This window comes from Micromonospora sp. NPDC047812, assembly GCF_040704175.1.
Taxonomy (GTDB): domain Bacteria; phylum Actinomycetota; class Actinomycetes; order Mycobacteriales; family Micromonosporaceae; genus Micromonospora.
In genome coordinates, this window is sequence record NZ_JBEYRY010000007.1 from 1 (window position 1) to 26,538 (window position 26,538).

Below are 26,538 nucleotides of genomic sequence, written 5' to 3' on the forward strand. Positions count from 1 at the left end.
GGAACAGCTGACCCGCACAACAACTGACACAGACCTTCCACCACAAGGGGGATCGCCGGCCGGCACCGTTGACTCGGTGCCGGCCGGCGGCACATTCGCCGCGGTGGAACATCGCAGGCAGTTGGCTGGTTGAATGAGGTGTCGGTGTGTCCAGTGTCCCCGGGCCTCACCTAATTGCCTTCGCGGAATACCGTCCGGCTGGAGCCGCGTCGCGCCACTCGCCGAGAGGCGACCTGCACACCGACACCGGCGCCGCCCCCGAGCCCTCCGGGCCCGGGGGCGGCGCTGTCTTCGCCCGCCGGTCCCGCGCAGCGGCAACACGCAGCGCGGGGGAGCGGGCGGCGACCGCCGGGGTGGCGATCCGTGGCACGGGTCGCGGTCCCGCGCGGCCTGGCCTATGTTCATGTTGGCGGTGTCGGACGGGCCGGGAGAGGGGGTGCCGCGCGTGGGCCTGCGGACCTTCATCCAGGGCTGGCCGGTCTACCGGCAACTCACCGGCACCGACCCGCTGGGCCGGGGCGCCGCGGCGCAGTCCGGCCGCTCGGCGGAGTTGACCGCCCGCACCGAGACCGCCGACAGCGTGGCGCGTTCGGTCTGCCCCTACTGCGCTGTCGGCTGCGGCCAGCGCGTCTTCGTCAAGGACAACGAGGTCACCCAGATCGAGGGCGACCCCGACAGCCCGATCTCCCGGGGCCGGCTGTGCCCGAAGGGATCGGCGAGCAAGAGCCTCGTCACCAGCCCTCTGCGGCAGACGAAGGTCCGCTACCGGCGGCCCTACGCCACCGAGTGGGAGGATCTGGAGCTCGACGTCGCGCTCGACATGATCGCCGACCGGATCCTCGCCGCGCGCGCGGAGACCTGGGAGGACGTCGACGCGCAGGGCCGGCCGCTCAACCGCACGCTCGGCATCTCCAGCCTGGGCGGGGCGACGCTGGACAACGAGGAGAACTACCTCATCAAGAAGCTGTTCACGGCGATGGGGGCGCTCCAGATCGAGAACCAGGCGCGCATTTGACACTCCGCCACCGTCCCCGGTCTGGGGGCCAGCTTCGGTCGCGGTGGCGCGACGGACTTCCAGCAGGACGTCGCCAACGCTGACGTCATCGTCATCCAGGGCTCGAACATGGCCGAGGCCCACCCGGTGGGCTTTCAGTGGGTGATGGAGGCCAAGCGGCGCGGCGCCAAGGTGTTCCACGTCGATCCGCGGTTCACCCGCACCAGCGCGGTGGCCGACACGTACCTGCCGATCCGTGCGGGCTCCGACATCGCGCTGCTCGGCGGCGTGGTGCGCTACATCCTGGAGAACGAGCTGGACTTCCGGGAGTACGTGCTGGCCTACACCAACGCCGCGACGATCGTCAGCGAGCGTTTCGTCGACACCGAGGACGGCGACGGCTTCTTCTCGGGGTTCGACCCGGAGACGGCCAGCTACGTCCAGGACTCCTGGCAGTACGCGGGCCACGAGTCCGACTCCGGCAGCGGGCACACCGCGAAGGAGCGGGACACCGCCGCCGGGCTGCGCCACGAGTCGCACGGCGCCGAGGTGGGCGGGCAGGTCGAGCGGGACGAGACGTTGCAGCATCCGCGCTGCGTCTACCAGATCCTGAGGCGGCACTTCGCCCGCTACACCCCGGAGATGGTGGAGCGGGTCTGCGGCATCCCCCGGGAGAAGTTCCTGGAGCTGGCGCGGGCCTGGACGCAGAACTCGGGCCGGGAGCGCACCGGCGTGCTGATCTACTCCGTGGGGTGGACGCAGCACAGCGTCGGCGTGCAGTACATCCGTACCGGCGCGATCATCCAGCTGCTGCTGGGCAACATGGGCCGCCCCGGCGGGGGCATCCTGGCGCTGCGCGGGCACGCCAGCATCCAGGGCTCCACCGACATCCCGACGTTGTTCAACCTGCTCCCCGGCTACCTGCCGATGCCGCACCACGCCGACCACCCCACCTTCGACGAGTGGGTGGACAGCATCCGCCACCCGGGCCAGAAGGGCTTCTGGGGCAACGCCCGCGCCTACGCGGCGAGCCTGCTCAAGGCGTACTGGGGGGACGCGGCGACGCCCGAGAACGACTTCTGCTACGGGTACATGCCCCGGATGACCGGCGACCACGGGACGTACCAGCAGGTGCTGAACATGATCGACGGGAAGGTGCGGGGCTACTTCCTGCTCGGGCAGAACCCGGCGGTCGGCTCGGCGCACGGCCGGGCGCAGCGCCTGGGCATGGCGAACCTGGACTGGCTGGTGGTCCGCGACCTGTTCATGATCGAGAGCGCCACGTTCTGGCGCAACAGTCCCGAGGTCGCCACCGGCGAGATCGTGCCGGAGCAGTGCAAGACGGAGGTGTTCTTCCTGCCGGCCGCCTCGCACGTGGAGAAGGAGGGCACCTTCACCCAGACCCAGCGGCTGCTGCAGTGGCGGGAGAAGGCCGTCGACCCGCCGGGCGACGCCCGCTCCGAGCTGTGGTTCTTCTACCACCTCGGGCGCCGGCTGCGGGATAAGCTGGCCGGCTCCGACCTGCCGCGCGACCGGGCGCTGCTCGACCTGGCCTGGGACTATCCCACGCACGGCCCGCACGCCGAGCCGAGCGCCGAGGCGGTGCTGCGCGAGATCAACGGCTACGAGGTGGCGACCGGCCGCCCGCTGTCCGCGTTCGCCGAGGCCCGCGACGACGGCTCCACCGCCGTCGGCTGCTGGATCTACTCCGGGGTGTACGCCGACGGCGTCAACCAGGCGGCGCGGCGCAGGTCGCGCCACGAGCAGGACTGGGTGGCCGCCGAGTGGGGCTGGGCGTGGCCGGCGAACCGGCGCACCCTCTACAACCGGGCCTCGGCGGACCCGCAGGGCCGGCCGTGGAGCGAACGCAAACGCTACGTCTGGTGGGACCCGGACGCCGGGGAGTGGACCGGCTACGACGTGCCGGACTTCGAGCGGACCAAGCCGCCGACGTACCGGCCGCCGGAGGGCGCCTCCGGCCCGGAGGGGATCGCCGGCGACGACCCGTTCGTCATGCAGGGCGACGGCAAGGGCTGGCTGTACGCGCCCAGCGGCGTGTTGGACGGCCCGCTGCCGACGCACTACGAGCCGGCCGAGTCGCCGGTGCGCAACCCGTTCTACCGGCAGCAGGCCAACCCGACCCGCAAGGTGTACGCGCACCCGGTGAACTCGGTGAACCCGAGCCCGCCGCAGGAACACAGTCAGGTCTTCCCGTACGTGTTCACGGTCAGCCGGCTCACCGAGCACCACACGGCGGGCGGGATGAGCCGCACGGTGCGGCCCCTGGCGGAGCTGCAACCGGAGATGTTCGTCGAGGTGTCCCCGGAGTTGGCCGCGGAGGCGGGCCTGGCGCACCTGGGCTGGGCGCACCTGGTCAGCGGGCGGGCGGTCATCGAGGCGAAGGTGCTGGTCACCGACCGGCTCAGCCCGCTGCGCGTGGACGGCCGGGTGATCCACCAGGTGTGGCTGCCGTACCACTTCGGGTTCGAGGGCCTGGTGACCGGCGACTCGGCAAACGACCTGTTCGGGATCACCCTGGACCCGAACGTGCTGATCCAGGAGAGCAAGATCGGTACCTGTGACGTGCGGCCCGGTCGGCGGCCCACCGGCCCGGCCCTGCTGGACCTGGTGGCGGACTACCAGCGGCGGGCGGGCATCGTCCCCGGCCACCCGGCCCCGACGCTCACCCCGGGGGCGGTTCCCCCGCCGGCTCCCGCCGACGGCGCCGGGGAGGGCCGCGATGCTTCCTGACCCGCACAGCCTGTCCGGGCCGCTGGATCCCGCCCCGGAGGCCGGCTGGACCGACGCCCCGCCCCGGATGGGCTTCTTCACCGACACCAGCGTCTGCATCGGCTGCAAGGCGTGCGAGGTGGCCTGCAAGGAGTGGAACGACGTTCCCGGCTCGGGGCTGGACCTGCTCGGCATGTCCTACGACAACACCGGGGCGCTGACCGCGAACTCGTGGCGGCACGTCGCGTTCGTCGAGCAGCCCCGCCCGGCCGGGCACCGCAGCCCGCCGTTCGCCGGCACGCCCACGGGCGGCTCGGTCAGCGCCTCGTCGGCGGCCGTGGCCGCCGGCGTCGGTAATCCGACCGGCACCGAGCCGGGGGTGCCGCCGGGCGCGGCGGCCGCGGCCGCGCGGATGGCCGACGGTACAGGCTCGGGGACCGGCGCCGGCGGCGCGAGCGGCACCGGCACGGGCACGGCCGGCCGGACCGGCGGGCCGGAGTTCCTGGGGATGCCGGGGGCACAGCCGCCGGGGCGCGTGGGGGGCGCGGAGGGGCGCACCGACTTCCGCTGGCTGATGATGTCCGACGTCTGCAAGCACTGCACCCACGCGGCCTGCCTGGACGTCTGCCCGACCGGCTCGTTGTTCCGCACCGAGTTCGGCACGGTGGTGGTGCAGGAGGACATCTGCAACGGCTGCGGCTACTGCATCTCCGCCTGCCCGTACGGCGTCATCGACCAGCGCAAGGGCGACGGCCGGGCGTGGAAGTGCACGCTGTGCTACGACCGGATCGGCGCGGGCGGCACTCCCGCCTGCGCGCAGGCGTGTCCCACCGAGTCCATCCAGTACGGTCCCCTCGACGAGCTGCGGGAGCGGGCCGCGGCCCGCGTGGCGACCCTGCACGAGCGGGGCGTGCCGGAGGCGCGGCTCTACGGGCACGACCCGGGCGACGGGGTCGGCGGCGACGGCGCGTTCTTCCTGCTGCTCGACGAGCCCGAGGTGTACGGGCTGCCGCCGGACCCGGTGGTCACCACCCGGGACCTGCCGAAGATGTGGAAGCGGGCGGGCCTGGCCGCGCTCGCGATGGCGGCGGCGGCCGTGGCCGCGTTCGTGGGAGGTTCCTCGTGACCGCGGATCGCCCGGTCGGCGACCTGTTCCGCCGCTTCCGCGACCGCCTCGACGCCGGCACCGGGGCTGGCGGCGCGCGGCTGTCCGGCGACGGGACGGACGCGCCGGGCGTGGGCCGCCCGGCCGTGGGCGACGCCCCCGGGGCGGTCGCGCCGCGGGGCGACGCGCCCGGGCCCGGGACGTCCGCCAGCCGCGGGCGGCGGCGGGCCCGGCGTGGCGGCGAGGAGCTGGCCGTCCCGGAGGCCGAGTTCACCTCCTACTACGGCCGTCCCATCCTCAAGGCCCCGGTCTGGAAGTGGGACATCGCCGCGTACCTGTTCACCGGCGGGCTGGCCGCCGGTTCGTCGCTGCTCGCGGCGGGCGGGCAGCTCACCGGCCGGCCCGCGTTGCGCCGCGCCGGCCGGGTCGCCTCGCTGGCGGCGGTCACCGCCAGCACCGTCTTCCTCATCAAGGACCTGGGGCGGCCCGCCCGGTTCCACCACATGCTGCGGGTGGCCAAGCCCACCTCGCCCATGTCCGTGGGCACCTGGATCCTCAGCGTCTTCGGCCCGGCCGCCGGGATCGCGGCGGTGGCCGAGGGCGCGTCGTGGCTGCCCGGGCGCGGCCTGCCGGGGCTCGTCCGCCGGGTGCTGCCGCCGGTCGGGCACGCCGCCGGGCTGGCCGCCGCGGCGACCGCGCCGGCGCTGGCCACGTACACCGGGGTGCTGCTGGCCGACACGGCGGTGCCGTCCTGGCACGAGGCGTACCCGCAACTGCCGACCATCTTCGCGGGCAGCGCCCTGGCCAGCGGCGCCGGAGTGGGACTGATCGCCGCGCCCGCCGCGCAGGCCGGGCCCGCCCGCCGGATGGCGGTGGCGGGCGCGGCCCTGGAGCTGTACGGCGCGCACCGCGTGGAGACCCGCCTCGGGCTGCTCAGCGAGCCCTACCGCACCGGTCGGGCCGGTCGGCTGCTGCGCGCCGGGCGGGCCCTGACGGCGGTCGGGGTGGCCGGCGCGCTGCTGGGCCGGCGCAGCCGGGCGCTCTCCGCGCTGTCCGGGGCGGCCCTGCTGGGCGCCTCGGTGGCGACCCGGTTCGGCATCTTCGAGGGCGGCGTGGCCTCGGCGAAGGATCCGAAGTACACGGTGGTGCCGCAGCGCGAACGCCTCGACCGGCGGCGCGCCGCCGAGGGCTGACGCCCTCCCGCGCACGCCCGCCGGGCCTGTGGTTCACTGCTGCGTGGAGGCGTTCAGGCGGCTGGTGCCCCTCCCGGTCTTCAAAACCGGTGTGGTCCGGGATCCGGGCCAGGCGGGTTCGATTCCCGTCCGTCTCCGCCATGCTGCGGAAGTGAGGACCATGGGGGACGTCGCGGCCGATCCGCGCCGACGGGTGCCGCGCACCGACGCGCTGCTCGCCGACCCCCGGCTGGCCGCCGCGGCCGGCACCGTGGGACGGGAGCGGGTCAAGGCCGCCGTCCACCGCGCCCAGGAGCGCGCCCGCCGGGGCGAGATCACCCCCGAGGCGGTACGCGACGCCGCGTTGGCCGCCCTGCCCGCGCCGGCGCCCCGGGTGGTGCTCAACGCCACCGGGGTGGTGCTGCACACCAACCTGGGTCGCGCCGCGCTGTCGCCCGCCGCCGTCGCGGCGGTCGTCGCGGCCACCGGGCACACCGACGTCGAGCTGGACCTGCGCACCGGGCGGCGGGCCCGGCGCGGACGCGACGCCCTCGACGCCCTCGCGGCGGCGGTGCCCGACGCGGGCGCGGTGCACGTGGTCAACAACGGAGCCGCCGCGCTGGTGCTCGCCGCCACCGCGCTGGCCGCCGACGCCGAGATCGTCGTCAGCCGGGGCGAGCTGGTGGAGATCGGCGACGGGTTCCGCCTGCCCGACCTGCTGGAGAGCACCGGCGCCCGGCTGCGCGAGGTCGGCACCACCAACCGCAGCACGCTCGACGACTACGCCGCCGCGATCGGTCCCCGCACCGGCTTCGTGCTCAAGGTGCACCCGTCGAACTTCCAGGTCACCGGCTTCACCTCCGCCGTGCCGGTGCGGCGGCTGGCCACCCTCGGCGTCCCCGTGGTCGCCGACATCGGCTCCGGGCTGCTCGCGCCCGATGAGCTGCTGCCCGCGGAGCCGGACGCCGCCAGCACCCTGCGGGCCGGGGCGGCGCTGGTCACCGCCAGCGGCGACAAGCTGCTCGGCGGCCCGCAGGCCGGGCTGCTGCTCGGTGCCGCCGACCTCGTCGAACGGCTGCGCCGGCACCCCCTGGCCCGGGCGTTGCGGGTGGACAAGCTGACCCTCGCCGCGCTCGCCGCCACCCTCGGCGATCCGGCCACCCCCACCCGGGCCGCGCTGCACGCCGACCCGGGCGCGCTGCGGGCGCGCACCGAGCGGCTGCGCGCCGCGCTCGCCGCCGACGGGTGCGAGGCGCAGGTGGTGCCCGCCGGGGCGGTCGTCGGCGGCGGTGGAGCCCCCGGCGTCGAGCTGACCTCGTGGGCGCTCAGCCTGCCCGAGCGGTACGCGTCTCCGCTGCGCGTCGGCGACCCGCCGGTGCTGGGCCGGGTGGTACGCGGGCGGCTGCTGCTGGACCTGCGCTGCGTGCCCGCCGACGCCGACGCGGCGCTGCGCGCCGCCGTGCTGCGCGTACCCGGGGAGGGCTGAGGCGTGTTCGTGGTGGCCACCGCCGGGCACGTCGACCACGGCAAGTCGACCCTGGTCCGGGCGCTGACCGGGATGGAACCCGACCGGTGGGCCGAGGAACGCCGCCGGGGCATGACCATCGACCTCGGCTTCGCCTGGAGCACGCTGCCCTCGGGCGGGACGGTCGCGTTCGTCGACGTGCCGGGGCACGAGCGGTTCGTGCCGAACATGCTCGCCGGCGTCGGCCCGGTGCCCGCCGCGCTGGTCGTCGTCGCCGCCGACGAGGGCTGGATGCCGCAGTCGGCCGAGCACCTGGCGGCGCTGGACGCGCTCGGGGTGTCGTACGGCCTGCTGGTGGTGACCCGCGCGGACCTGGCGGATCCGGGGCCGGCGACGGCCCGCGCCCGGGCGGAGCTGGCCGCCACCTCCCTGGGCGCGGTCGACGCGGTCGCCGTCAGCGCGGTGACCGGCGCCGGCCTGCCGCAGCTGCGTGCGGCGCTGGACCGGCTGGCCGCCCGGCTGCCCGCCCCACGGGCCGACGCCCCGGTGCGGCTGTGGATCGACCGCGCCTTCACCGTGCGCGGCGCCGGCACCGTGGTGACCGGCACCCTCGGCGCCGGCCGGCTGCGGGTGGGCGACGAGCTGGAGCTCGCCGGCAGCGCGGAGGCGGTGCGGGTACGCGGCCTGCACTCCCTCGGCGTGGCCCGACCCGAGGTCGACCCGGTCGCCCGGGTGGCGGTGAACCTGCGCGGCACGCCCCGGGACCGCCTGGGGCGCGGCGACGCGCTGCTGACCCCCGGCCGGTTCCACCGCACGGACCTGCTGGACGTCCGGCTGGCCGGCGACCCGACCGGGGACCTGCCGGCCACCCTCACCCTGCACATCGGCGCGGCGGCGGTGCCGGCTCGGGTCCGGCCGCTCGGCCCGGACACGGCCCGGCTGCGGCTGGCCCGGCCGCTGCCGCTGCTGGTCGGGGACCGGGCGGTGCTGCGTGACCCGGGCCGGCACCACGTCGCCGGCGGGGTGACCGTGCTGGACGTGGCGCCGCCGCCGCTGGACCGCCGGGGCGCGGCGGCGGCCCGCGCGGCCGTGCTGGCGACGGTGGACGGCCGCCCCGATCTGGCCGGCGAGCTGCGCCGGCGGCGGCTGGCGCGCGCCGGCGACCTGATCCGCACCGGCGTCGAGGTCACCGGCCGGCCGGTCGCCGGCGACTGGCTGGCCGACCCGGAGCACTGGCGCCACCTCGGCGCCCGGCTGGTCGAGGAGGTCGCCCGGCACGCCCGGGAGCACCCGCTGGAGCCGGGCGCCCCGGTCGAGCTGCTGCGCCAGCGCCTCGACCTGCCCGAGCGGGCGCTGGTCGAGGCGCTGGTCCGGCCGCCGCTGCGGCTGCGCGCCGGCCGGGTCGGCGCGTCGGCGGTCGACGCGCTGCCGGAGCCGGTGGCCCGGGCCGTGGCCCGGGTGCGCGCCGAGTACGCCGACCGCCCGTTCCGCGCCCCCGAGGCCGAGCACCTCGCCGACCTGGGGCTAGGTCCCCGGGAGATCGGCGCGGCCGTACGGGCGGGGGCGCTGCTGCGGCTCGCCGAGAACGTGGTGCTGCTGCCCGGCGCGGCCGACGACGCCGTGCGGGTGCTGGCCGGGCTGCCCCAGCCGTTCACGCTCAGCGCCGCGCGGCGGGCGTTGGACACCACCCGCCGGGTCGCGGTGCCGCTGCTGGAGCTGCTGGACCGCCGCGGCGTCACCCGGCGGCTGCCCGACGACGCGCGGGTCGTGGTGACGGCCGGGTCCTGAAGCCGCCCCGGCGGGGCCGGCGGTCGCCTAGCGTGGCGCCATGGACCCTTCCGCGGTCTGGCGGGACAGGCAGCACAAATGGCGGATCGAGGCGTACCGGGCGCCGGACCTGCGGTTCGCGATCTTCGCCACCAACGGCACCACCGAGTCCGCGCCGCTGTGGCTGTTCGGGATGTCGGCGCTGGCCCGGTGGCTGATGACGCACAAGATCTCCCTCGACGACCTGGAGGTCGACTGACATGGGGGCGCAGTTCGGTCAGCTGGCGTTGGTGGCGGTGCTGGTGCTGGTCAACGCGGCCCTGTCGGGCAGCGAGATGGCGTTGGTGACGCTGCGCGAGGGGCAGGTGCGGCAGTTGGGCCGGCGCAGCGGGTCGGGGGAGCGGCTGGCCCGGTTGGTCCGCGACCCCAACCGGTACCTGGCGACCATCCAGCTCGGCATCACCCTCGCCGGGTTCCTCGCCTCCGCCGCCGCCGCGGTCTCCCTGGCCGAGCCGCTGGTGGGGCCGCTGGGCTTCCTGGGCGGGGCCGCGCGCGGCGTCGCGGTCGTCCTGGTCACCGTGCTGCTGACCTTCGTCACCCTGGTCGTCGGCGAACTGGCTCCCAAACGGTTGGCGATGCAGCGCGCGGAACGCTGGGGGCTGGTCAGCGCCGGCCCGCTGGACCTGCTGGCCCGGCTGTCCCGGCCGGCGGTCTGGCTGCTCAGCAAGGCCACCGACGTGGTGGTCCGGCTCGCCGGCGGGGACCCACGCGCCAGCCGGACGGAGATGACCGAGGACGAGCTGCGGGAGATCCTGGTCAGTCAGCGGGGCCTGTCCGCGCAGCAGCGGGAGATCCTCACCGGCGCGTTCGACATCGCCGGCCGGACGCTGCGGGACATCCTGGTGCCCCGGCTGGACGTGACGGTGCTCCCCGCGACGATGCCCGCCGCCGACGGGCTGCGCCGGCTCGCCGCCGCCGGCCGCTCCCGCGCCCCGGTCGTCGGGCCGGGTGGGCTCGACGAGGTGCGGGGCGTGGTGCACATCCGTGAACTCGTCGGGGCGGACGTGGCGACGGTCGCCGACCGGGCCCGTCCGCCGCTGCTGCTGCCCGGCACCCTGCCCGTCTCCGACGCGCTGCGCGAGCTGCGGCAGTGCCACCAGCAGCTCGCCCTCGTCGTCGACGAGCACGGCGGGGTCGACGGCATGATCACCTTGGAGGACCTGCTGGCGGAGGTCGTCGGGGAGCTGTACGACGAGACCGACCGGGACGTGACGGGGGTGACCCGGGAACCGGACGGCTCGCTGCTGGTGCCCGGCGACTTCCCGCTGCACGATCTGGCCGACGTCGGCGTGCGCCTGCACTTCCGGCCGTCGCGGGAGTACACGACGGTGGCCGGGCTGGTCCTGGCCGGGCTGGGGCACCTGCCGACCGGAGCGGGGGAGACCGTGCACCTGCCGGGGCTGACCGTCGAGGTGGTGGAGGTGTCCGGCCGCACGATCCGTCGGGTGCGGCTGCGCGGCTTCTCCGCCGGCCCCGACCCGGTCGGGTGACGGCGGGGTCGAACCACCACGAACGGCGCGCAGCCGGACGTACGGTCCGGTACGTGAAGGACCGAGGGATGCGGACGTTCGTCACCGTGCTGGCCGGGCTCGCGGTGATCTACTTCGGCACCACCGGCCGCAGCGAGGAGGACGGCCGCGGCGTGTCGGGCGGCCTCGTCGTGCTCGCACTGCTGGCGGCGCTGCTGGTGTGGCACCTGACGAAGCCGGGCGACAAGACGGCCAAGTAGGCCGGTCAGGTGGCGGCGGCGCGGGTGACCTCACCGGCGGACTCCTCGCCGAGGGCCACCCGGACCAGCGCCGAGGCGAGCCGGCCGAAGTCGGCCGGGTCGACCAGCCCGGCCAGCCGCTCCGCCGAGCCGGGCAGGCCGAGGCGTTTCGCGCCGGCCAGGGCGCGCCGGTCGGCGTACGGGCGCAGGTCCGGCCAGGCCACCTGGGCCTCGCGCAGGAAGATGTCGGCGCCGGTGGGGCCGATGCCGGGGAACTCCGTCAGCAGCCGGCGCAGCCCGGCCGGTTCACCGGCGGCGTCGCGGTGCAGCCGGCGCAGGTCGCCCCGCCAGCGGTCCAGGCACAGCCGGGCGCCGGTGCCGAGCATCGTCGAGGTCCGCTCGTCGTAGCGGCGGTAGTGGCCCCGGCCCAGCGCGTCGACCCGGTCCTGCCAGCTCGCCGCCTCCATCGCCTGCGGGGTCCGGTAGCCGGCGGCGAAGAGTTCGCGGGCGGCCGCCACGGCCACCCCGGCCCGGATCCGGGTGCTCAGCAGCGTGGCGAGCACCAGCAGCTGGTAGAGCGGGGCGGGCCGGTCGGCGAGCGTGATGCCCGCCTCCTCGGCGTACGTGCGGCCCCGCCGGTCCAGCAGGACCCGCGCCACCCTCCGGTCGTCGCCCATCCTCGGGGTGTACCCGCCCTGCGCCCGGCCACCCCTGCGACCGTCCGCCCCGGCGGGTATGCCGCCGGGGCGGACGGGTAACCGATGCCGGACACGGTCGGACCCCGGAAGGAGAGACCCGTGGTGAACCCGCAGCAGGAGGAGTTCCGCCGCAACAACAAGGGCGCCACCAGCCAGGACAGCAAGGGCCCCAACCCGGCGGGGCATCCGCGCAACCGCGGCTCGTCGCGCGGCGACGAGGGGCGCCCGGTGCCCCGGGGGCAGGTGTCGCCGTACGGTCCGGCCACCGAGCCGGTCGCCGACGACGAGAGCGCCCGGGGCTAACAGCCCCGGCCCGACACGGGCGGCCGCAGCCGGTTCCAGGTGGCTGCGGCCGCCACGCCGTACGCGAGGTGCGGCACGAGGTCGGCCAGCCAGTCCGACCGGCGCCACGTGCGCGGATCGGTCACCCCCAGCACGGTCATCGACCCGTCGGACATCGTCATCACGGCACCGCCGAGCACTCCGGCGGCCAGCGGCAGCGGCATCCGGCGGCCCCGGCTGAGCAGGGCGTACCCGACGCCCGCCGCCACCCCGATCCCGTAGCCGAGCAGGGGCCCGAGGCCCGCGCGGCGGTTCGCCGCCCGGTCCTCGGGCCCCAGGTCCACGTGCGCCACCTGGGCCACCCGCCCGGCGCTCTCCTCGGGGGTGCTGCTCGCCGGCCGCGCCCGCAGCACCATGTCGAGGTAGCTGACCACGTTCAGGGCGGTGCTGCCGACCGCGCCCGCGATCGCCCCGTCGGCCAGGTTCGTCGCCCTCACTTCGGGTCGCCCGGTTCGCGCTCGCCCTTGGGGCCGTAGACCCGCTCGCCGCGGACGACCCCCCGCTGCCCCCGGTCGGACTGCAGGATCCGGTTGGCCACGTCGTTGGCCTTGTCGTCCGGCACCCGCCGTCCCGAATCGTCGATCGCGTTCCGGATGCGTGCCCGCTGCTTGTCGTACGCGTTGCTGCCCGGCCGTGGTCCTGGCATCACTGCCTCCTCCGGTCGTCGTCGCCGTTGGCGTACCGCGGTCGTCTACCCGCCTGCGCGGGGACCAACCCCGCGACCGGTTCGCCGCGGCGCCCGTTCGGCGCGGCCCGCGAGGGTGCCCGTTCAGCGCGGCGCGCGGATCACCGCGACCGGACAGTCGGCGTGGTGCAGCAGCGACTGGCTCACCGAGCCCAGCAACAGCCCGGTCAGCTCCCCGCGCCCCTGCCGGCCGACCACCAGCAGCTGGGCCCGCCGGGACGCCTCGGCGAGCACGGTGGTGGGGCGGCCCCGGGTGGTCTCCCGGCTGACCGGCACGTCCGGCCACCGCTGGGTGAGCCCCGCCAGCGACTCGGCGACCACCCGCTCCTCCTCGGAACGCAGTTCGGTGTCGTCGTACACCAGCGGTCGCATGTCCCCGGGGCCGGTGGAGGCCGGATGCCGGTAGGCGTGCACCGCGACCAGCGCCGCGCCGCGCACCGACGCCTCCTCCAAGGCGAACTCCGCGGCGAGCCGGGCCGTCTCGGAGCCGTCCACGCCGACGACCACGGGCCCGTCGGGGTGGTCGCTGCCCCGGGCGACCAGCACGGGACAGTCGGCGTACGCGGCGACCTGCACCGCGACGGACCCGACCACCAGGGCGGAGAAGCCGCCGAGCCCCCGGTCGCCGAGCACGATCATCGCGGCGGCCGGTGACTCGCCGAGCAGCACCGCGGCGGCCTCGCCGTCGATGATCTCGCCGGAGATCCGCAGCCCGGGTACCGCCGCCTCGGCCTCGTCCGTGGCGGCGGCGACGACCTGCTCCGCCTGGTGCCGCAGGCCGGCGCCGGGTGGGCCGGCGGCGGGGGCGTCGACCGGGACGCGCAGCAGGGGCCAGATGAAGGCGTGCACGATCCGCAGCGGCCGGTGCCGGCGGGCGGCCTCGACGGCGGCGAGCCGCACGGCGCGCAGCGCCGAGTCCGAGCCGTCCACGCCGACGACCACCGCCGCGCCGTTCGCCGAGTTCACCGCCCACCTCCCGCCGGTTCCCGGCCAGTATCGCGGTCGGGAAGCTGTCGGCGGGCCGATACCGCGCAGGCCGACCGGTGGGTACGCTGTCCACGCCCACCGGGGAGGGAGCGTCGTCGATGGTTGAGCCGGACCAGCCGAGCACCGCGCGGATGATCGACTTCTGGCTCGGCGGGGAGCACCACTACCCGGTCGACGTGGCGGCCGCCCGAGACTTCGAGCAGGCGTACGGGCCGTGCGCGCCGGTCTTCCGTGAGCTGCGCGCCTTTCTCGGCCGGGCGGTCCGGGCGATGGCCGCGCGGGGGGTGGACAGCTTCCTCGTCTTCGGCGCCGGGGTGCCCACGATGGGCAACGTGCACGAGGTCGCCCCGGAGGCCACCGTTCTCTACACCGACGTCGACCCGGTCACCATCCGCCTCGGCCAGCGCCTGCTGGCCGGCAGCGACCGGGCCGGCTACGGCTACGGTGACGCCACCGACATCGGCACGGTCGACCGCGCCCAGCTGCACCGGTTCGTGCCGGGGTGGGGGAGGAGACCGGTCGGGGTGGTCTTCCTCGGTCTGGCCGCGTTCCTCGACGACGAGACGCTGGCCCGCACCCTCGACGAGCTCTACGAGGCCACCGCGCCGGGCAGCCTGCTCGCCGTCGACTTCGACACGGAGGAACTGGCCGGTTTCCCGGAGGCCCTCGCGATGATGGGCCCGGCGTTCCGGATGCGCCCGCCGGCCGCGTTCGTGCCGCTGCTGGGCCGCTGGACGCCCACCGAGGACGGCATCGTCCCGATCACCCGGTGGCGTCCGGACGGTGCGCCGGCCCAGCTGCCCGACGCCTTCCACGGCGGGCTCGCCGTCCGCTCGCCGGCCTGACCGACGCCGCCGCGCGATCTGGATGGTGAGGAGCACGGCGGCCACGGCCACCAGCCCTCGGCCGACGCCGGGCCCCCGGCCGCTGCGGCGGCCACCGGCCGCCTTCTGAGCACCGGGTCACCGGCCGCAGCCCCCGGTCGCCGCGCCCGCGCCGCCCGAGGCGGCCTGGGCCCCCGCGCCGCCCGGACGACCTGGGCCGCCGCGCCGTGCGTCCGTGCGTGCCCGGGGTGCGGCGGGCGGCCCCTGCCGTGCGCCCGCCCGCCCGCCCGGAGGACGGGCGAGGGGCCTCCGTATGATGCTTGCCCTACGGCAAGCTTCCGGAGGATGATCATGTTGGAGGCACCGGGCCAGGTCTCGCGTGCGCTTCGTGCGGCCCCGCCCGACCAGGTGGTGGAGGCGGCGGACCGGGCGATCCGGTCCGTCCTGGGCGCCTCGCGTACGGACGTGTTCATCGCGGACTACCGGATCACCGGGCTCTGGCCGGTGCTCGACGCTGACCTCTCCGACGGCGGCTTCCTCGCCTGTCACGACGCGGCGCAGCGCTGCTTCAGCAGCCAGCAGCCGATGACCGACGCCGACGATGAGGGCCGGTGCCGGCTCTACCTGCCGCTGTCGGTGTGGGGGGAGCGGCTGGGCGTGCTCCTGGTCGAGCTGCCCGCTCCGCCCGGTCCGGACGTCGTCGAGCGGGCCGCGGACATCGCCGGTGAGTTGGCGGTCGTGCTGCGCGCGGCGGACCGGGAGACCGACCGCTACCGCCGGGTCCGGCGGCGGGAACGGCTCAGCATGGCCGCCGAGATGCAGTGGGAACTGTTGCCGGGGCGCGGCGTGAGCCACTCGGCGTTCGAGCTCGCCGGCCAGCTGGAGCCGGCGTACACGGTGGGTGGGGACCACTTCGACTGGTCCGTGGACGACGACCGGCTCACCGTGACGGTGCTCAACGGCGCCGGCATCGGCCTGGCGGCGGCGCTGCTGACCGCCGTCACCGTGAACGCGCTGCGCAACGCCCGGCGCTCCGGAGGCAGCCTCGTGGAGCAGGCCGAGTTGGCCTCGGACACGGTCTTCTACCAGCACCGCGGCCGCCGGTACGTGGCCACGCTCCTGCTCGAACTGGACACCGTCACGGGCCGGGTGCGGGCGGTGGACGCCGGCTCCCCGCACCTGCTGCGGGTGCGCGGCGGCACGGTGACGCCCATCCGTCTGGAGCAGCAGCTGCCGCTGGGCATGTTCGCCGAGGCCCGTTACGACGTGCAGGAGTTCGAGCTGGAACCGGGGGACCGGCTCTTCGTGGTCAGCGACGGGGTGTGGGCCGCCGACCCCGGTGACCGCGGGGCCTACGGCGAGCGGATGATGGCGCGGGCGATGCGGTCAACACGGCTGCAACCGCCCGCGGAAGCGGTTGGTACGGTGATGCGCGAACTGCACGCCTGGCACGCGGACGCCGACCTGCGCGACGACGCGGTCGTCGTCTGCCTGGACTGGCGTGGTTCCGCCGGGCGGGGCGACGGATGAGAGCCGTCGTCGCACCGGCAGGACACGAGCGGGACGATCGCAGGGGACACCGGGTGGAGCGACCTCCGAATCTCGCCGCGGCGATCGACGCCGCCGCCGAGGCGCTCGTCGGCGTGCTCGACTCGGCGGTGTCCCGGCACCAGATGGCCGTCTCCCCGACGCAGCTGCGCGTGCTGTCGCTGATCAGCAGCCGGCCGGAGACCAACGTCAACGGCCTGGCCGAGTTGTTGGACGTCGTGCCGTCCTCGGCGAGCCGGCTCTGCGACCGGTTGGAGGCCATCGGCCTGCTGCGCCGCGTGCCCGATCCCCGCGACCGGCGGGAGGTGCGGCTGAGGCCGACGGCCGCCGCCGAGACGCTGCTACGTGAGCTGCAGGAGCGCCGGCACCGGGCGGTGCAGGCCGTGCTGGACCGGATGCCCGGTCGGGCGCAGCACGAGCTGCTGCTGGCGTTGGTGGCCTTCGAGCGCGCGGCCACCGCCGCCCCGACCGAGTCGCCGGCGGACTCCCGGGCCCGCACCGCCTGACGGCTCGTCCCCCCTCGCGCACGCACTTCCCCCGCTCCACTAGTGTCCTAGGATGCCTTACGGGTGGTGACGCACCACACCCGACGACACCGCCGCCGGCAGAGCCGGACGCCTGAGGCCGGAGGAGGCGCCGAGGGCCCGATATAGTGGCAGCGCAACCGGCCCGTGATCGTGACGATCGCGGGCCGATGTCAGGCGAAGGTCCCGTACGGGGGCCGCAGGGGACGCCGGCGGTAGCCGGCCCGACAGCGCCCACGTTCTCCACGCCGCCGGTCCTCGGCCGGGCGGCGGAGCGTGTCGCGGAGGAGGTTCGGTGTCGCGTCCGCCGGCTCGGGAAGAGCACCCGGGGGCCACCGCCGGCACGAGCGGATCGGCCGTGGGCGACCGGATCCTCACGCTGCCGAACGTCATCAGCTTCGTCCGGTTGCTCGGCGTGCCGCTCTTCCTCTACCTGCTGCTCGTCGCGCACGCCGACGTGGCCGCGGTCGTGGTGCTGGCCATCGGCGGCACCACGGACTGGGTGGACGGCTGGGTCGCGCGCCGGATGCGCCAGGTCAGCCGGCTGGGGGAGCTGCTGGACCCGCTCGCCGACCGGCTCTACATCCTCGCCACGCTGCTCGGCTTCACCGCGCGCGACGTGGTGCCCTGGCAGTTCACGGCGGCGCTGCTGGCCCGGGAGCTGCTCCTGCTCGGTTCGCTGGCGGTGCTGCGTCGGCACGGGTACGGCCCGCCGCCGGTGCACTACGTGGGCAAGACCGCGACCTTCCTGTTGCTGGCCGCCTTCCCGGTACTGCTGCTCGCCGCGGCGGTGCCGGACGCCGCGACCGTGGCCGGGGCGATCGGCTGGGGCCTGGCCTGGTGGGGCCTGGTGCTCTACTGGGTGGCCGGCGCGCTCTACGTCGTGCAGGCCGGCCGGCTGGTCAGGGCGGTTCGGGCCGGGGGAGCGCCGGCATGACGGGCACGCCGGGCGACGGCCGGGGGCGCGGCGACCGGGTGTACGCCCCGGACTTCCTCACCGAGCTGTTCCGCAACCCGCTGGATCCCGGGTACGCCGACGCGGCGGCCCGGCGTCGGGAGCGGCAGACGCCGTACCCGGGGTGGCGGCGCTGGTCGGCGCGTTCCGTGACCCTGGTGGTGGCGCTGCTGCTGGGTTTCCTGTTCGCGGTGGCGTACCGGCAGACGCTGGAGGCCGAGCCGGGACGCAGCCAGGCCCGGTCCGGCCTGGTCGAGCAGATCAAGCAGCGGGAGACCGAGACGGACCGGTTGTCGGTGCGGGCCGACGAGCTGCGGGCGGAGGTGGCGCGGCAGCGGGCGGCGGCGCTGGGTGGCTCGGAGGCGGCGCGGTTGCACAACCTGGAGGCGGGCACCGGCCTGGGGCGGGTGCGCGGTGACGGCGTGGTGGTGCGTCTGGCGGACGCGCCGCAGAACCAGGACGCGGTGACCGGCGCGGACGTGGGGCCGTCGCGGGTGATCTACAGCGATCTGCAGGGTGTGGCCAACGACCTGTGGGCGGCGGGGGCGGAGGCGATCGCGATCAACGGTCAGCGGTTGACGGCGATGTCGACGATCCGTTCGGCGGGGCAGGCCATCCTGGTGGACTTCCGGCCGGTGACGGGGCCGTACGAGGTCTCGGCGATCGGTCCGGGGTCGATGCGGGACCGGTACGAGGACAGCCGCAGCGCGTTGACGATGCGGAAGGTGGCTGAGGACACCGGGTTGTCGTTCGGGGTGCGCGAGGCGGAGGACCTCACCCTGCCGGCGGCTCCGGACCCGCGGCTACGCTACGCGCAGCCCTCGGTGAGCCCGACGCCGTCGCCGTCGGGGGCCGACCGTTCCGTCAGTCCTGGGCCGACCGGTTCGAGGACGTCTCCCAGCCCCTCCGGAGGTGGTCGATGATCGCGGTGCTGGCGTTGCTCGCCGGTGTGGTCCTCGGGGTGTGGCTCGACCCCACGGTGCCCACGGCGTTGCAGCCGTACCTGCCGATCGCGGTGGTGGCCGCGTTGGACGCGGTGTTCGGTGGGGTGCGGGCGAAGCTCGACCGGATCTTCGACGACAAGCAGTTCGTGGTGTCGTTCATTTCGAACGTGCTGGTGGCGGGTCTGATCGTGTATCTGGGTGACCAGTTGGGGGTGGGCGGTCAGCTCTCCACCGGCGTGGTGGTCGTGCTCGGGGTGCGGATCTTCGGAAACGTGGCGGCGATCCGTCGGCATCTGTTCCGGGCGTAGGTTGGTGGCGATGAGCAGCGACGAGCACACCGAGACGGGCACGGGTTGGCCGCAGCCGGCGGGTCCGGGGCGGCCGGCGGGGCCGGCGGGGGAGCCCGATCCGCGGCCGGACGCGCCGGATCCGGACGAGTTGAGCCCGTTGGCGCCGGAGCGGTCGGCGCCGCCGGTGGAGCCGCCCGTGCAGGAGCCTACGGTGGTGGAGCCCGACGACGGCGCGACGGTGGATCTGAGCCGGGCCGCCGAGGCGGGTGGGGTCGCGCCGGCGGTGTCCGGGGGTGACGGGGCGCCGCGGCGGCGGGTGAGTTCGGCCGGGGTGATGATCGCGGCGTTGCTGGCGTTGCTGGGGTTCACCCTGGTGGTGCAGTTCAAGTCGACGTCGACGGATCCGACGGTGGCGGCGACGCGGCAGGAGGACCTGGTGCGGATCCTGTACGACCTGAATTCGCGGGAGGTCCGGCTGCGACAGGACATCGCGACGCTGGAGGAGAGCCAGCGGCAGTTGCGTTCGGGTCAGCAGGGGCGGCAGGCGGCGTTGGAGGAGGCGACGCGGCGGGCCGACGAGTTGGGGATCCTGGCGGGGACGCTGCCGGCGACGGGGCCGGGGTTGTCGGTGCGCTTCGAGGCGGGTGAGAAGCCGATTTCGGCGTCGCGGGTGTTGGACGCGGTGCAGGAGCTGCGGGGCGCGGGCGCGGAGGCGATGCAGATCTCGGGTGGTGACCGGGCGACGGTGCGGATCATCGCGTCGACGTTCTTCCTGGACGGGGAGGGCGGGTCGTTGGTGGTGGACGGGCGTCGGTTGACGGGTCCGTTCACGATCACGGTGATCGGTGATCCGGCGACGATGCGTACGGCCTTGAACATTCCTGGCGGGGTGGTGGCGTCGGTGACGGGTGACGGCGGTAAGTTGATCGTTGAGGATCGTGAGGCTGCCGAGGTTTCGGCGCTGCACGCGCCGATCAAGCTGGAACACGCCCGTCCGGTCTCCTGACCGGCGCGGCTCGCACCGGGTCTGCCGGTGCGCCGATGGATGAAGGACGCGTCTGGTGATTCCTGAGGATCTGCGGTATACCGCCGAGCACGAGTGGGTGGCGGGTGACGGCGGCGGCACTGTCCGGGTCGGCATCACGCACTTCGCGCAGGACGCCCTGGGTGACATCGTGTACGTCCAGCTGCCCGAGGCGGGTGCGGTGGTGGCGGCCGGTGAGTCGTTGGGTGAGATCGAGTCGACGAAGAGCGTGTCGGAGATCTACGCCCCGCTGAGCGGTACGGTGGCGGCGCGCAACGAGGCGCTCGGCGACACCCCTGAGGTGATCAACACCGATCCGTACGGTGCGGGTTGGTTGCTGGAGATCACCCCGGACGATCCGGCGGCGGTCGACGGTCTGCTGTCCGCGGACGCGTATCGTGAGCTCACCGAGAGCTGAGTGCGTCCCCTCCGGGCGTGGCGGGTGTTCCGCGCGTCCGGTTGCCCTGCATTTCGGCGCTGGCTAGGCTCGCCCAGTCGACCGAGAACCAAATAGTTCAGCGTTGCGGAATTGCCTTTCCGGGCACGGGGAGCCAGCCGCCGGGTGTTGGAGTGCCCGGCGGCCAGACCCGCCATTACCCGACGCCGACCGAACAGATCCGTGAGGTGGTCCCATGACGCGCCCAGACGACGAGTTCCCCCCACTCGACGTCACTTCGACGCTCAATCTCGGTTCGCTCGACGAAGTGCTGGAGGGGCCGGACACCGATGTGGTGCCGAGCCGGATGTCCGGTTCGTTGCCGCCGGGTATGGCGCTGCTGGTGGTTCGCCGGGGTCCGAATGCGGGTGCCCGGTTCCTGTTGGATCACGACGTGACGACGAGCGGTCGTCACCCGGACAGTGACATCTTCCTCGACGACGTGACGGTGTCGCGGCGGCACGCCGAGTTCCACCGTGACGGTGGGACGTTCACGGTGCGGGACGTGGGAAGCCTTAATGGCACGTACGTGAACCGGGAGCGGGTCGAGGCGGCCACGTTGAGCAATGGTGACGAGGTGCAGATCGGCAAGTTCCGGGTGGTGTTCATCGCCGGTCCGCGTCCCGAGGAGGGGGCCGGCCGGGGGTGAACGAGCCTGCGGCCTCCACGCCGCCCGAGGCGGCCCGCGCCCGTCCGCTGATGAGCATCGGCGAGGTGCTGGGTCAGCTGCGGGTCGATTTCCCGGACGTGACCATTTCGAAGTTGCGGTTTCTCGAGGCTGAGGGCCTGGTGGAGCCGCAGCGGACGGCGGCGGGTTACCGGAAGTACAGCTGGGACGATGTGGCGCGGTTGCGGTTCGTGCTGACCGCGCAGCGGGACCAGTATCTGCCTTTGCGGGTGATCCGTGACCAGTTGGCGCAGTGGGACGCGTCCGGGGAGTCGCCGGGTCGGCAGCGGCCGACGTTGGTGGCGGTGGGTCCGGACGGTGAGGTTCCGGGGCGGGTGCCGGAGGAGCCGGTCGGGTCGCCGCAGGTGCGGCTCGGCCGGTTGGATCTGGTGGCGCGTAGCGGGATCGACGAGTCGACGCTGGGCGAGTTGGAGCGCCTCGGTGTGGTGGTGTCGGATCCGCCGGGTTGGTACGACGACGATGCGTTGATCATCGCGCGGGCGGTGGCGGGTCTGGCGGCGTACGGGTTGGAGCCGCGGCATCTGCGGGCGTTCCGGACGGCGGCGGATCGGGAGGTTGGTCTGTTCGCGCAGTTGGTGGCGCCGTTGGCGCGGCAGAGTGATCCGGCGGCGCGGGCGCGGGCGGCGGAGACGGCGCGGGAGTTGGTGGCGCTGTCGCAGCAGTTACATGCGGCGTTGGTGCGGGTGGGGTTGCGGTCGACGTTGGGTCGGTGATCCGGCGGGGGCCGTGCGGAAAGATCTTCCCCGGGAAGCGTGTCGTAGGCTTGCCGGGGTAACCCCTTTCTGGCGCGGGCGTGTGCGGGTAGCGCATGGGACGGCCGTGTCGCGGTCCGTGTACCGTGCAGGGAAGGGTGCGGTGCGGCGTAGGTGACAACGACACGGAGGCGGCGGTGCGCGAGCTGAGCGTGGTCGGAGTTCGGGTGGAGCTGCCCAGCAACCAGCCGATCGTCCTGCTCAGGGAGGTCGAGGGGGACCGCTATCTGCCGATCTGGATCGGTGCGGTCGAGGCGACGGCTATCGCCTACGAGCAGCAGGGGGTCAAGCCGGCCCGGCCGCTGACCCATGATCTTCTGCGGGACGTGTTGGCGGCGTTGAAGGCGCCGTTGCGGGCGGTGGAGATCACCGAGTTGAAGGAGAACGTCTTCTACGCGGATCTGTTGCTCGGGGACGGGGTGCGGGTGTCGGCCCGGCCGAGTGATTCCATCGCGTTGGCGTTGCGGGTCGGTGCGCCGATTCGTTGTGCCGAGGAGGTCCTCAGCGAGGCGGGGATCGTGATCCCGGACGAGCAGGAGGACGAGGTGGAGAAGTTCCGCGAGTTCCTGGACCAGGTGCGTCCGGAGGACTTCGCCGGCTGAGTCCGGTCTTCTGCGGGGGTGTCACGTTCGGTGATGTCCCGGTGCTGTGGGTGATCTTCGTTGTCGTGTCGCGGCGTGTCGCGGCGGCTTCTGCGGGGCAATTCCTCAAGGCGGCTATAGGGTTGCCGTGTCGAGGGGTGCACGTCCCGGAAACGACGTGTCACCGCACTGGCGGGGAGGTTGTCCGGATGCACGAGCCGCGAGATTCCGATCCGGGTACGGAGCTGGACGAGCCGGGTGTGGCGCCGCCGGGGTGGGCGACCGAGGGTGACGGTGCCGTGGGGTACCGGGGCGTGACGGCCTGCCACGCGGTGGGGATCAGCTACCGGCAGTTGGACTACTGGGCCCGTACGGGGTTGGTGGTGCCGAGTGTGCGCGACGCTTCGGGTTCGGGCACGCAGCGGTTGTATTCGTTCCGGGACCTGGTGGTCCTGAAGGTGGTGAAGCGGCTGCTGGACGCCGGGGTGTCGTTGCAGAACATCCGGAAGGCGATCGAGGCGCTGCGCTCGCGTGGGGTGGAGGACCTGGCGGGCATCACGTTGATCTCCGACGGCACGACCGTGTACGAGTGCCGGTCGCCGGAGGAGGTGGTCGACCTGTTGCAGGGTGGCCAGGGCGTGTTCGGTATCGCGATCGGTGGGGCGTTCAAGGAGATCCAGGGTTCGCTGTCGCACCTGCCGTCGGAGCCGGCGACGTCGGTGGAGCCGCAGGTGGCGGCGGAGCCGGTGGGTGACGAGTTGGCGGCGCGTCGGGCGCGGCGCCGGGCGGGTTGATCTCCGACGGCTGGCCGGGGTGCCCTTCGTGGTGTTCCGGGGAACCGGGAGCCGCCGCGGTGATGTCCAATGTGGCCTGCCTGTGGGCAAATGCCGACTGTGGACGCCTTGGGCAGGAGTCGCCTTGTTGACAGTCATTGCGTCGCCGTGAATCCTGTGTGCGGCGTTCGCGGCCTTCGCGCGCATATCACCGTTCGTGATGTGCCGTGTCGGTTCGGCGAACCTGTACGGGACGACGCAGAAGGCGGCGCTGACGCCTGCCCGACGATCGGATTTGAACGAGAGTGCAGACTGACTATCACGTCGACGCAATGGTTTTGGGTGCCGGTGAGCGTGCCGTGGACGGCAACGCGTCGGGTTGTCCGGTGGCTCATGCCTCCGGGCCACAGGAACCCCTGGTGGAGGACGTCGCGGCGGAGGCCGTCGAGTTCTTGCAGCTCTACCACGCGGAGCGGCGGTTACCGGGCCTGATCGGGCGGATCGCGGAGGTCCGGGAGGAGATCGCGCTGACCGGCACGTACCGGCACACCACGGAGGAGTTGACGTACGGGGCGAAGGTCGCGTGGCGGCAGTCGGTGCGTTGCGTGGGGCGGGTCCGGTGGGCAGGGCTGAAGGTCCGGGACCGGCGCGGGGTGACGACGGTGGCGGGCATCTCGCAGGAGTTGGCGCAGCACCTGGCGGTCGCGGACAACGGTGGGCGGATCCAGTCGGTGATGACGGTGTTCGCGCCCGACCGGCCGGGGGTGGGTCCGCGGGCGCGGATCTGGAACGACCAGTTGATCCGGTACTGCGGGTATCGGACGGCCGACGGGTCGGTGCGGGGCGATCCGGCGCAGGTGGAGATGACCGATGCGGCGCGGCGTCTGGGGTGGCGTCCGCCGGCGGTACCGGGCCGGTTCGACCTGCTGCCATGGGTGATCGAGACGGCGTACGAGGATCCGACGGTGGTGGAGGTGTCCCGGGACCTCGTTCGGGAGGTCGCCCTGGTGCATCCGGAGTATCCGTGGTTCGAGGATTTGCGGCTGCGCTGGCATGCCCTGCCGGTGATCAGCAACATGCGCTTGCGGATCGGTGGGGTGGACTACAGCTGTGCTCCCTTCAACGGTCATTACCTGAGTGACGAGATCGGTACCCGCAACATGGGTGACCGGGGCCGCTACGACCAGTTGCTGCCGGTGGCCCGGGGGCTGGGGTTGGACACCTCCCGCGAGGACAACCTGTGGCGCGAGCACGCCGTGCTGGTGATCAACCAGGCGGTGTTGCACTCGTTCCGGCTGGCCGGTGTGCGGGTGTCGGATCCGCATACCGAGTCGGAGCAGTTCATGAGGTTCTGCGAGTTCGAGGAGCGGGCGGGTCGGCCGGTGCATGGTGACTGGTCGTGGCTCAACGGCAGTGTGGGGTGGGCGGCGTTGCATGCCGTGCACCACCGCTACTACGACGAGGGGATCCCGAACCCGAACCTGTGGCAGACGGACCGGGCGTACGGGGCGTCGGGCGTGCGGCAGCCGACCCTGCGGCAGCGTCATGACGTCGCCCGCCGGCAGGAGGGCTGAGGCATGGATGTCGCGGCGTTACGCCAGAGTTGGGCCCAGTTCTGCGTGGCCGGTCCGGAGGCGGCGAAGCACTTCTACGCGACGTTGTTCGTGATCGCGCCCGAGGTCCGCACGATGTTCCCGACCAACATGGAGTATCAGCAGGACAAGTTGCTCGCGGCGTTGGGGCACGTCATCACCCACATCGACGACGAGCGGGTGGTGACGTCGTTCGCGCAGCGGTTGGGGGCTGACCACCGCCGGTTCCGGGGGGAGGACCGGCAGGGCCGGCCGGTGCCGATGGCGGAGTGGCACTACAGCCAGGTCGGGCAGGCGTTGCTGTTGACGTTGGAGCGGTTCCTCGGGCCACGGTGGACGCCGGCGCTGCGCGCGGAGTGGGCTGCGGCGTACGAGTTGGTGGCGCGGTTGATGCTGACCGGTGCGGCGGAGGCGGTGCGGTCGTCGCCGCCGTACTGGGAGGCGGAGGTGCTGCGGGTGCAGAGGCGGCGGTCGGACGTGTGCGTGTTCACGGTTCGCCCGAACTATCTGTGCGAGTACCTGCCGGGGCAGTCGTTGCCGGTGCAGGTGCCGCAGTTGCGGACGTGGCGTTATCTGTCGCCGGCGAACGCGCCACGTCCGGACGGGACGATCGAGTTCCACGTCCGCGCCACGGGACGGTTCTCCACCCACCTGGTGCGCAAGGTCCGCGAGGGCGACCAGTTGCTGTTGGGGTTGCCGGTGGGTGAGGCGTTGGCGTCGTACGACCGGTCGCCGCATCTGCCGCTGCTGCTGGTGGCCGGGGGCACGGGGCTGGCGCCGTTGCGGGCGGTGGTGGAGGCGTTGCAGCGGGGGCCGGGGCGTCCGACGACTCTGGTGGTGGGCGGCAAGACGCCCGACGACCTGTACGACGACCGGGCGTTGCGGGAGTTGGCGGCGATGCCGCCGGCGGGTGCGTGGCGGTCCGGTGAGGTCGGTGGGTGGCTCCGGTACGTGCCGACGGTGGAGAGCGGCTGGCAGTGGCAGGGTGCCGTCGGTACGGCCGGTCACACCGCGGCGCGGTTGGGTCCGTGGCGCGACACCGAGGTGCTCGTGTGCGGCAGCCCGGAGATGACCCGGGAGACGATCAGCGCCCTGGCGGCGTCGGGGGTGACGCCGGAGCGGATCCTGACCGAAAGTTACGATCACTCCCTCTACCCACCCCTGGCGAGCGCGGCGGCAGCCGCGCAGTCCGATGTGACTTGGACCGGTGCGGCTCCCGCCGCTCCGCGCGACTTGAGTTGGACAGGTGCGCGATGAGCATCGACCACGGCGACCGGATGGTCGTCGATCCGCACGGTGAGTTGACACGGGCCGTGGCCGCGCTGGAGGCGCGTCGGTTCCGGGGCAGCCGGTGGCTGTCGGCCGACGAGGTCGCCGGCCTGGCCCGGTCGGCGGACGAGCGGGTGGCGTTGCTGGGTGGTGAGGTGGAGCGGCTGCGGCGGGAGAACGAGGCCCTGGCGCGGCAGGTGGAGATGTTGCGTCACGGCGCGTTGCCCAGCACCGCCCCGCAGGGCCCGGATCCGATGCTGATCGAGTTGGCGGTGCGGGCGCAGGACGAGGCGAACCGGACGATCGGTGAGGCCAGCGCGGAGGGCGCGGAGATCATCGCGGAGGCGCGGCGGCAGGCCGACGAGATCATCGCCGAGGCGCACGTGCGGGCCGGTGGTGTCGCCGGCGCGCCGGGGGCGGGAGGCGAGGAGTTGCGGCGGCAGGTGCGGGAGTTGGAGGGCCGGCACGCGGCGTTGGTGGCGGCGGTGGCGGCGGCGCAGCAGCACGTGGGCCGGTGGCAGGCGTATCTGTCGGAGCAGTCGGAGCAGCTGCGCGCCGACGCGGAGGCGGCCGGGGCGGTGGGCGCGCAGCTGCGTGCCGTGCTCGGCGAGTAGCGGCGTCGCGT

Annotated in this window: 28 protein-coding genes and 1 tRNA gene; 25 read left to right on the top strand and 4 right to left on the bottom strand. The window is 74.1% G+C overall.

The genetic code is table 11. The features are described 5' to 3' along the window. Window positions 1-445 precede the first annotated feature (445 nt). From fdh to AB0883_RS23540, 9 genes are all read left to right on the top strand, one after another. Entirely contained in the window at window positions 446-3,745 is a 3,300-nt protein-coding gene (gene fdh, locus AB0883_RS23500) for a formate dehydrogenase (protein WP_366643368.1), read from the top strand. Next, window positions 3,735-4,850 (top strand): 4Fe-4S dicluster domain-containing protein, encoded by a 1,116-nt coding sequence (locus AB0883_RS23505; RefSeq protein ID WP_366643369.1) that lies wholly within the window; start codon window positions 3,735-3,737, stop codon window positions 4,848-4,850. Before fdh ends, AB0883_RS23505 begins: the two co-directional genes overlap by 11 nt. Beyond that, window positions 4,847-6,022, top strand: a complete 1,176-nt coding sequence (gene nrfD / locus AB0883_RS23510) for an NrfD/PsrC family molybdoenzyme membrane anchor subunit (protein WP_366643371.1) — start codon at window positions 4,847-4,849, stop codon at window positions 6,020-6,022. The genes AB0883_RS23505 and nrfD overlap by 4 nt, the downstream gene beginning before the upstream one ends. Window positions 6,023-6,067: 45 nt before the next feature. Then, window positions 6,068-6,163, top strand: a tRNA-Sec gene (locus tag AB0883_RS23515). Between the two features lie 19 nt (window positions 6,164-6,182). After that, window positions 6,183-7,487: an L-seryl-tRNA(Sec) selenium transferase gene (selA, locus tag AB0883_RS23520; protein WP_366643585.1), complete on the top strand. Its 1,305-nt coding sequence runs from the start codon at window positions 6,183-6,185 to the stop codon at window positions 7,485-7,487. A gap of 3 nt (window positions 7,488-7,490) precedes the next feature. Beyond that, complete coding sequence (selB, locus tag AB0883_RS23525; RefSeq protein ID WP_366643372.1) at window positions 7,491-9,254, top strand: selenocysteine-specific translation elongation factor; 1,764 nt, start codon at window positions 7,491-7,493, stop codon at window positions 9,252-9,254. Between the two features lie 40 nt (window positions 9,255-9,294). After that, window positions 9,295-9,492, top strand: coding sequence for a hypothetical protein (locus AB0883_RS23530; RefSeq protein WP_089000292.1), 198 nt, complete (start codon window positions 9,295-9,297; stop codon window positions 9,490-9,492). A 1-nt stretch (window position 9,493) separates the two neighbouring features. Further along, the gene (locus AB0883_RS23535) at window positions 9,494-10,783 is read left to right on the top strand and encodes a hemolysin family protein (protein ID WP_366643373.1); all 1,290 of its coding nucleotides are present in this window, start codon (window positions 9,494-9,496) and stop codon (window positions 10,781-10,783) included. Window positions 10,784-10,851: 68 nt separating this feature from the next. Beyond that, entirely contained in the window at window positions 10,852-11,022 is a 171-nt protein-coding gene (locus AB0883_RS23540; RefSeq protein WP_165947846.1) for a hypothetical protein, read from the top strand. Between the two features lie 5 nt (window positions 11,023-11,027). Here the strand turns inward: AB0883_RS23540 and AB0883_RS23545 are convergent, their stop codons facing one another. Further along, a complete protein-coding gene (locus AB0883_RS23545; RefSeq protein ID WP_366643374.1) occupies window positions 11,028-11,678 on the bottom strand; it encodes a hypothetical protein in 651 nt (216 codons plus the stop codon). 120 nt (window positions 11,679-11,798) lie between these two features. Here AB0883_RS23545 and AB0883_RS23550 point away from each other — a divergent pair, with 120 nt between their 5' ends. Beyond that, window positions 11,799-12,002 carry a hypothetical protein gene (locus AB0883_RS23550; RefSeq protein ID WP_334608178.1) on the top strand — a complete coding sequence of 68 codons (204 nt, stop codon included), beginning with the start codon at window positions 11,799-11,801 and terminating at the stop codon, window positions 12,000-12,002. Here AB0883_RS23550 and AB0883_RS23555 read toward each other — a convergent pair. From AB0883_RS23555 to AB0883_RS23565, 3 genes are all read right to left on the bottom strand, one after another. Further along, window positions 11,999-12,478, bottom strand: coding sequence for a hypothetical protein (locus tag AB0883_RS23555; protein WP_366643376.1), 480 nt, complete (start codon window positions 12,476-12,478; stop codon window positions 11,999-12,001). The two genes, AB0883_RS23550 and AB0883_RS23555, sit on opposite strands and share 4 nt — an antisense overlap. Next, window positions 12,475-12,687, bottom strand: a complete 213-nt coding sequence (locus AB0883_RS23560) for a phosphatidylethanolamine-binding protein (protein WP_101409922.1) — start codon at window positions 12,685-12,687, stop codon at window positions 12,475-12,477. The genes AB0883_RS23555 and AB0883_RS23560 overlap by 4 nt, the downstream gene beginning before the upstream one ends. A 123-nt stretch (window positions 12,688-12,810) precedes the next feature. Then, complete coding sequence (locus AB0883_RS23565) at window positions 12,811-13,692, bottom strand: universal stress protein (protein WP_366643377.1); 882 nt, start codon at window positions 13,690-13,692, stop codon at window positions 12,811-12,813. Between the two features lie 119 nt (window positions 13,693-13,811). Between AB0883_RS23565 and AB0883_RS23570 the strand changes: the two genes are divergently transcribed. The 15 genes from AB0883_RS23570 to AB0883_RS23640 all read left to right on the top strand — a co-directional run bounded on the left by AB0883_RS23570 (window position 13,812) and on the right by AB0883_RS23640 (window position 26,527). Next, window positions 13,812-14,558 (top strand): SAM-dependent methyltransferase, encoded by a 747-nt coding sequence (locus AB0883_RS23570; protein WP_366643379.1) that lies wholly within the window; start codon window positions 13,812-13,814, stop codon window positions 14,556-14,558. A 330-nt stretch (window positions 14,559-14,888) separates the two neighbouring features. Then, entirely contained in the window at window positions 14,889-16,067 is a 1,179-nt protein-coding gene (locus AB0883_RS23575) for a PP2C family protein-serine/threonine phosphatase (protein ID WP_366643380.1), read from the top strand. Window positions 16,068-16,120: 53 nt separating this feature from the next. Then, window positions 16,121-16,591 (top strand): MarR family transcriptional regulator, encoded by a 471-nt coding sequence (locus AB0883_RS23580; RefSeq protein WP_366643381.1) that lies wholly within the window; start codon window positions 16,121-16,123, stop codon window positions 16,589-16,591. Between the two features lie 376 nt (window positions 16,592-16,967). Continuing rightward, window positions 16,968-17,546, top strand: a complete 579-nt coding sequence (locus AB0883_RS23585; protein WP_366643382.1) for a CDP-alcohol phosphatidyltransferase family protein — start codon at window positions 16,968-16,970, stop codon at window positions 17,544-17,546. Continuing rightward, window positions 17,543-18,487, top strand: coding sequence for a DUF881 domain-containing protein (locus AB0883_RS23590; RefSeq protein ID WP_366643383.1), 945 nt, complete (start codon window positions 17,543-17,545; stop codon window positions 18,485-18,487). The genes AB0883_RS23585 and AB0883_RS23590 overlap by 4 nt, the downstream gene beginning before the upstream one ends. After that, window positions 18,484-18,816: a small basic family protein gene (locus AB0883_RS23595; RefSeq protein WP_089000302.1), complete on the top strand. Its 333-nt coding sequence runs from the start codon at window positions 18,484-18,486 to the stop codon at window positions 18,814-18,816. Before AB0883_RS23590 ends, AB0883_RS23595 begins: the two co-directional genes overlap by 4 nt. A 10-nt stretch (window positions 18,817-18,826) precedes the next feature. Then, window positions 18,827-19,804, top strand: coding sequence for a DUF881 domain-containing protein (locus AB0883_RS23600; RefSeq protein WP_366643384.1), 978 nt, complete (start codon window positions 18,827-18,829; stop codon window positions 19,802-19,804). Between the two features lie 55 nt (window positions 19,805-19,859). Continuing rightward, the gene (gcvH, locus tag AB0883_RS23605) at window positions 19,860-20,240 is read left to right on the top strand and encodes a glycine cleavage system protein GcvH (RefSeq protein ID WP_357873949.1); all 381 of its coding nucleotides are present in this window, start codon (window positions 19,860-19,862) and stop codon (window positions 20,238-20,240) included. A 214-nt stretch (window positions 20,241-20,454) separates the two neighbouring features. Continuing rightward, window positions 20,455-20,907, top strand: a complete 453-nt coding sequence (locus AB0883_RS23610) for an FHA domain-containing protein (protein WP_089000305.1) — start codon at window positions 20,455-20,457, stop codon at window positions 20,905-20,907. 50 nt (window positions 20,908-20,957) lie between these two features. Further along, entirely contained in the window at window positions 20,958-21,659 is a 702-nt protein-coding gene (locus AB0883_RS23615) for a MerR family transcriptional regulator (RefSeq protein WP_199729468.1), read from the top strand. Between the two features lie 176 nt (window positions 21,660-21,835). After that, complete coding sequence (locus tag AB0883_RS23620) at window positions 21,836-22,300, top strand: bifunctional nuclease family protein (protein WP_101409915.1); 465 nt, start codon at window positions 21,836-21,838, stop codon at window positions 22,298-22,300. A gap of 188 nt (window positions 22,301-22,488) precedes the next feature. Next, a complete protein-coding gene (locus tag AB0883_RS23625) occupies window positions 22,489-23,073 on the top strand; it encodes a MerR family transcriptional regulator (protein WP_121398360.1) in 585 nt (194 codons plus the stop codon). A gap of 338 nt (window positions 23,074-23,411) precedes the next feature. Continuing rightward, window positions 23,412-24,626, top strand: coding sequence for a nitric oxide synthase oxygenase (locus tag AB0883_RS23630; RefSeq protein WP_366643385.1), 1,215 nt, complete (start codon window positions 23,412-23,414; stop codon window positions 24,624-24,626). Between the two features lie 3 nt (window positions 24,627-24,629). Continuing rightward, a complete protein-coding gene (locus AB0883_RS23635) occupies window positions 24,630-25,901 on the top strand; it encodes a globin domain-containing protein (RefSeq protein WP_366643387.1) in 1,272 nt (423 codons plus the stop codon). Further along, complete coding sequence (locus AB0883_RS23640) at window positions 25,898-26,527, top strand: hypothetical protein (protein WP_366643389.1); 630 nt, start codon at window positions 25,898-25,900, stop codon at window positions 26,525-26,527. Before AB0883_RS23635 ends, AB0883_RS23640 begins: the two co-directional genes overlap by 4 nt. Window positions 26,528-26,538 lie beyond the last annotated feature (11 nt).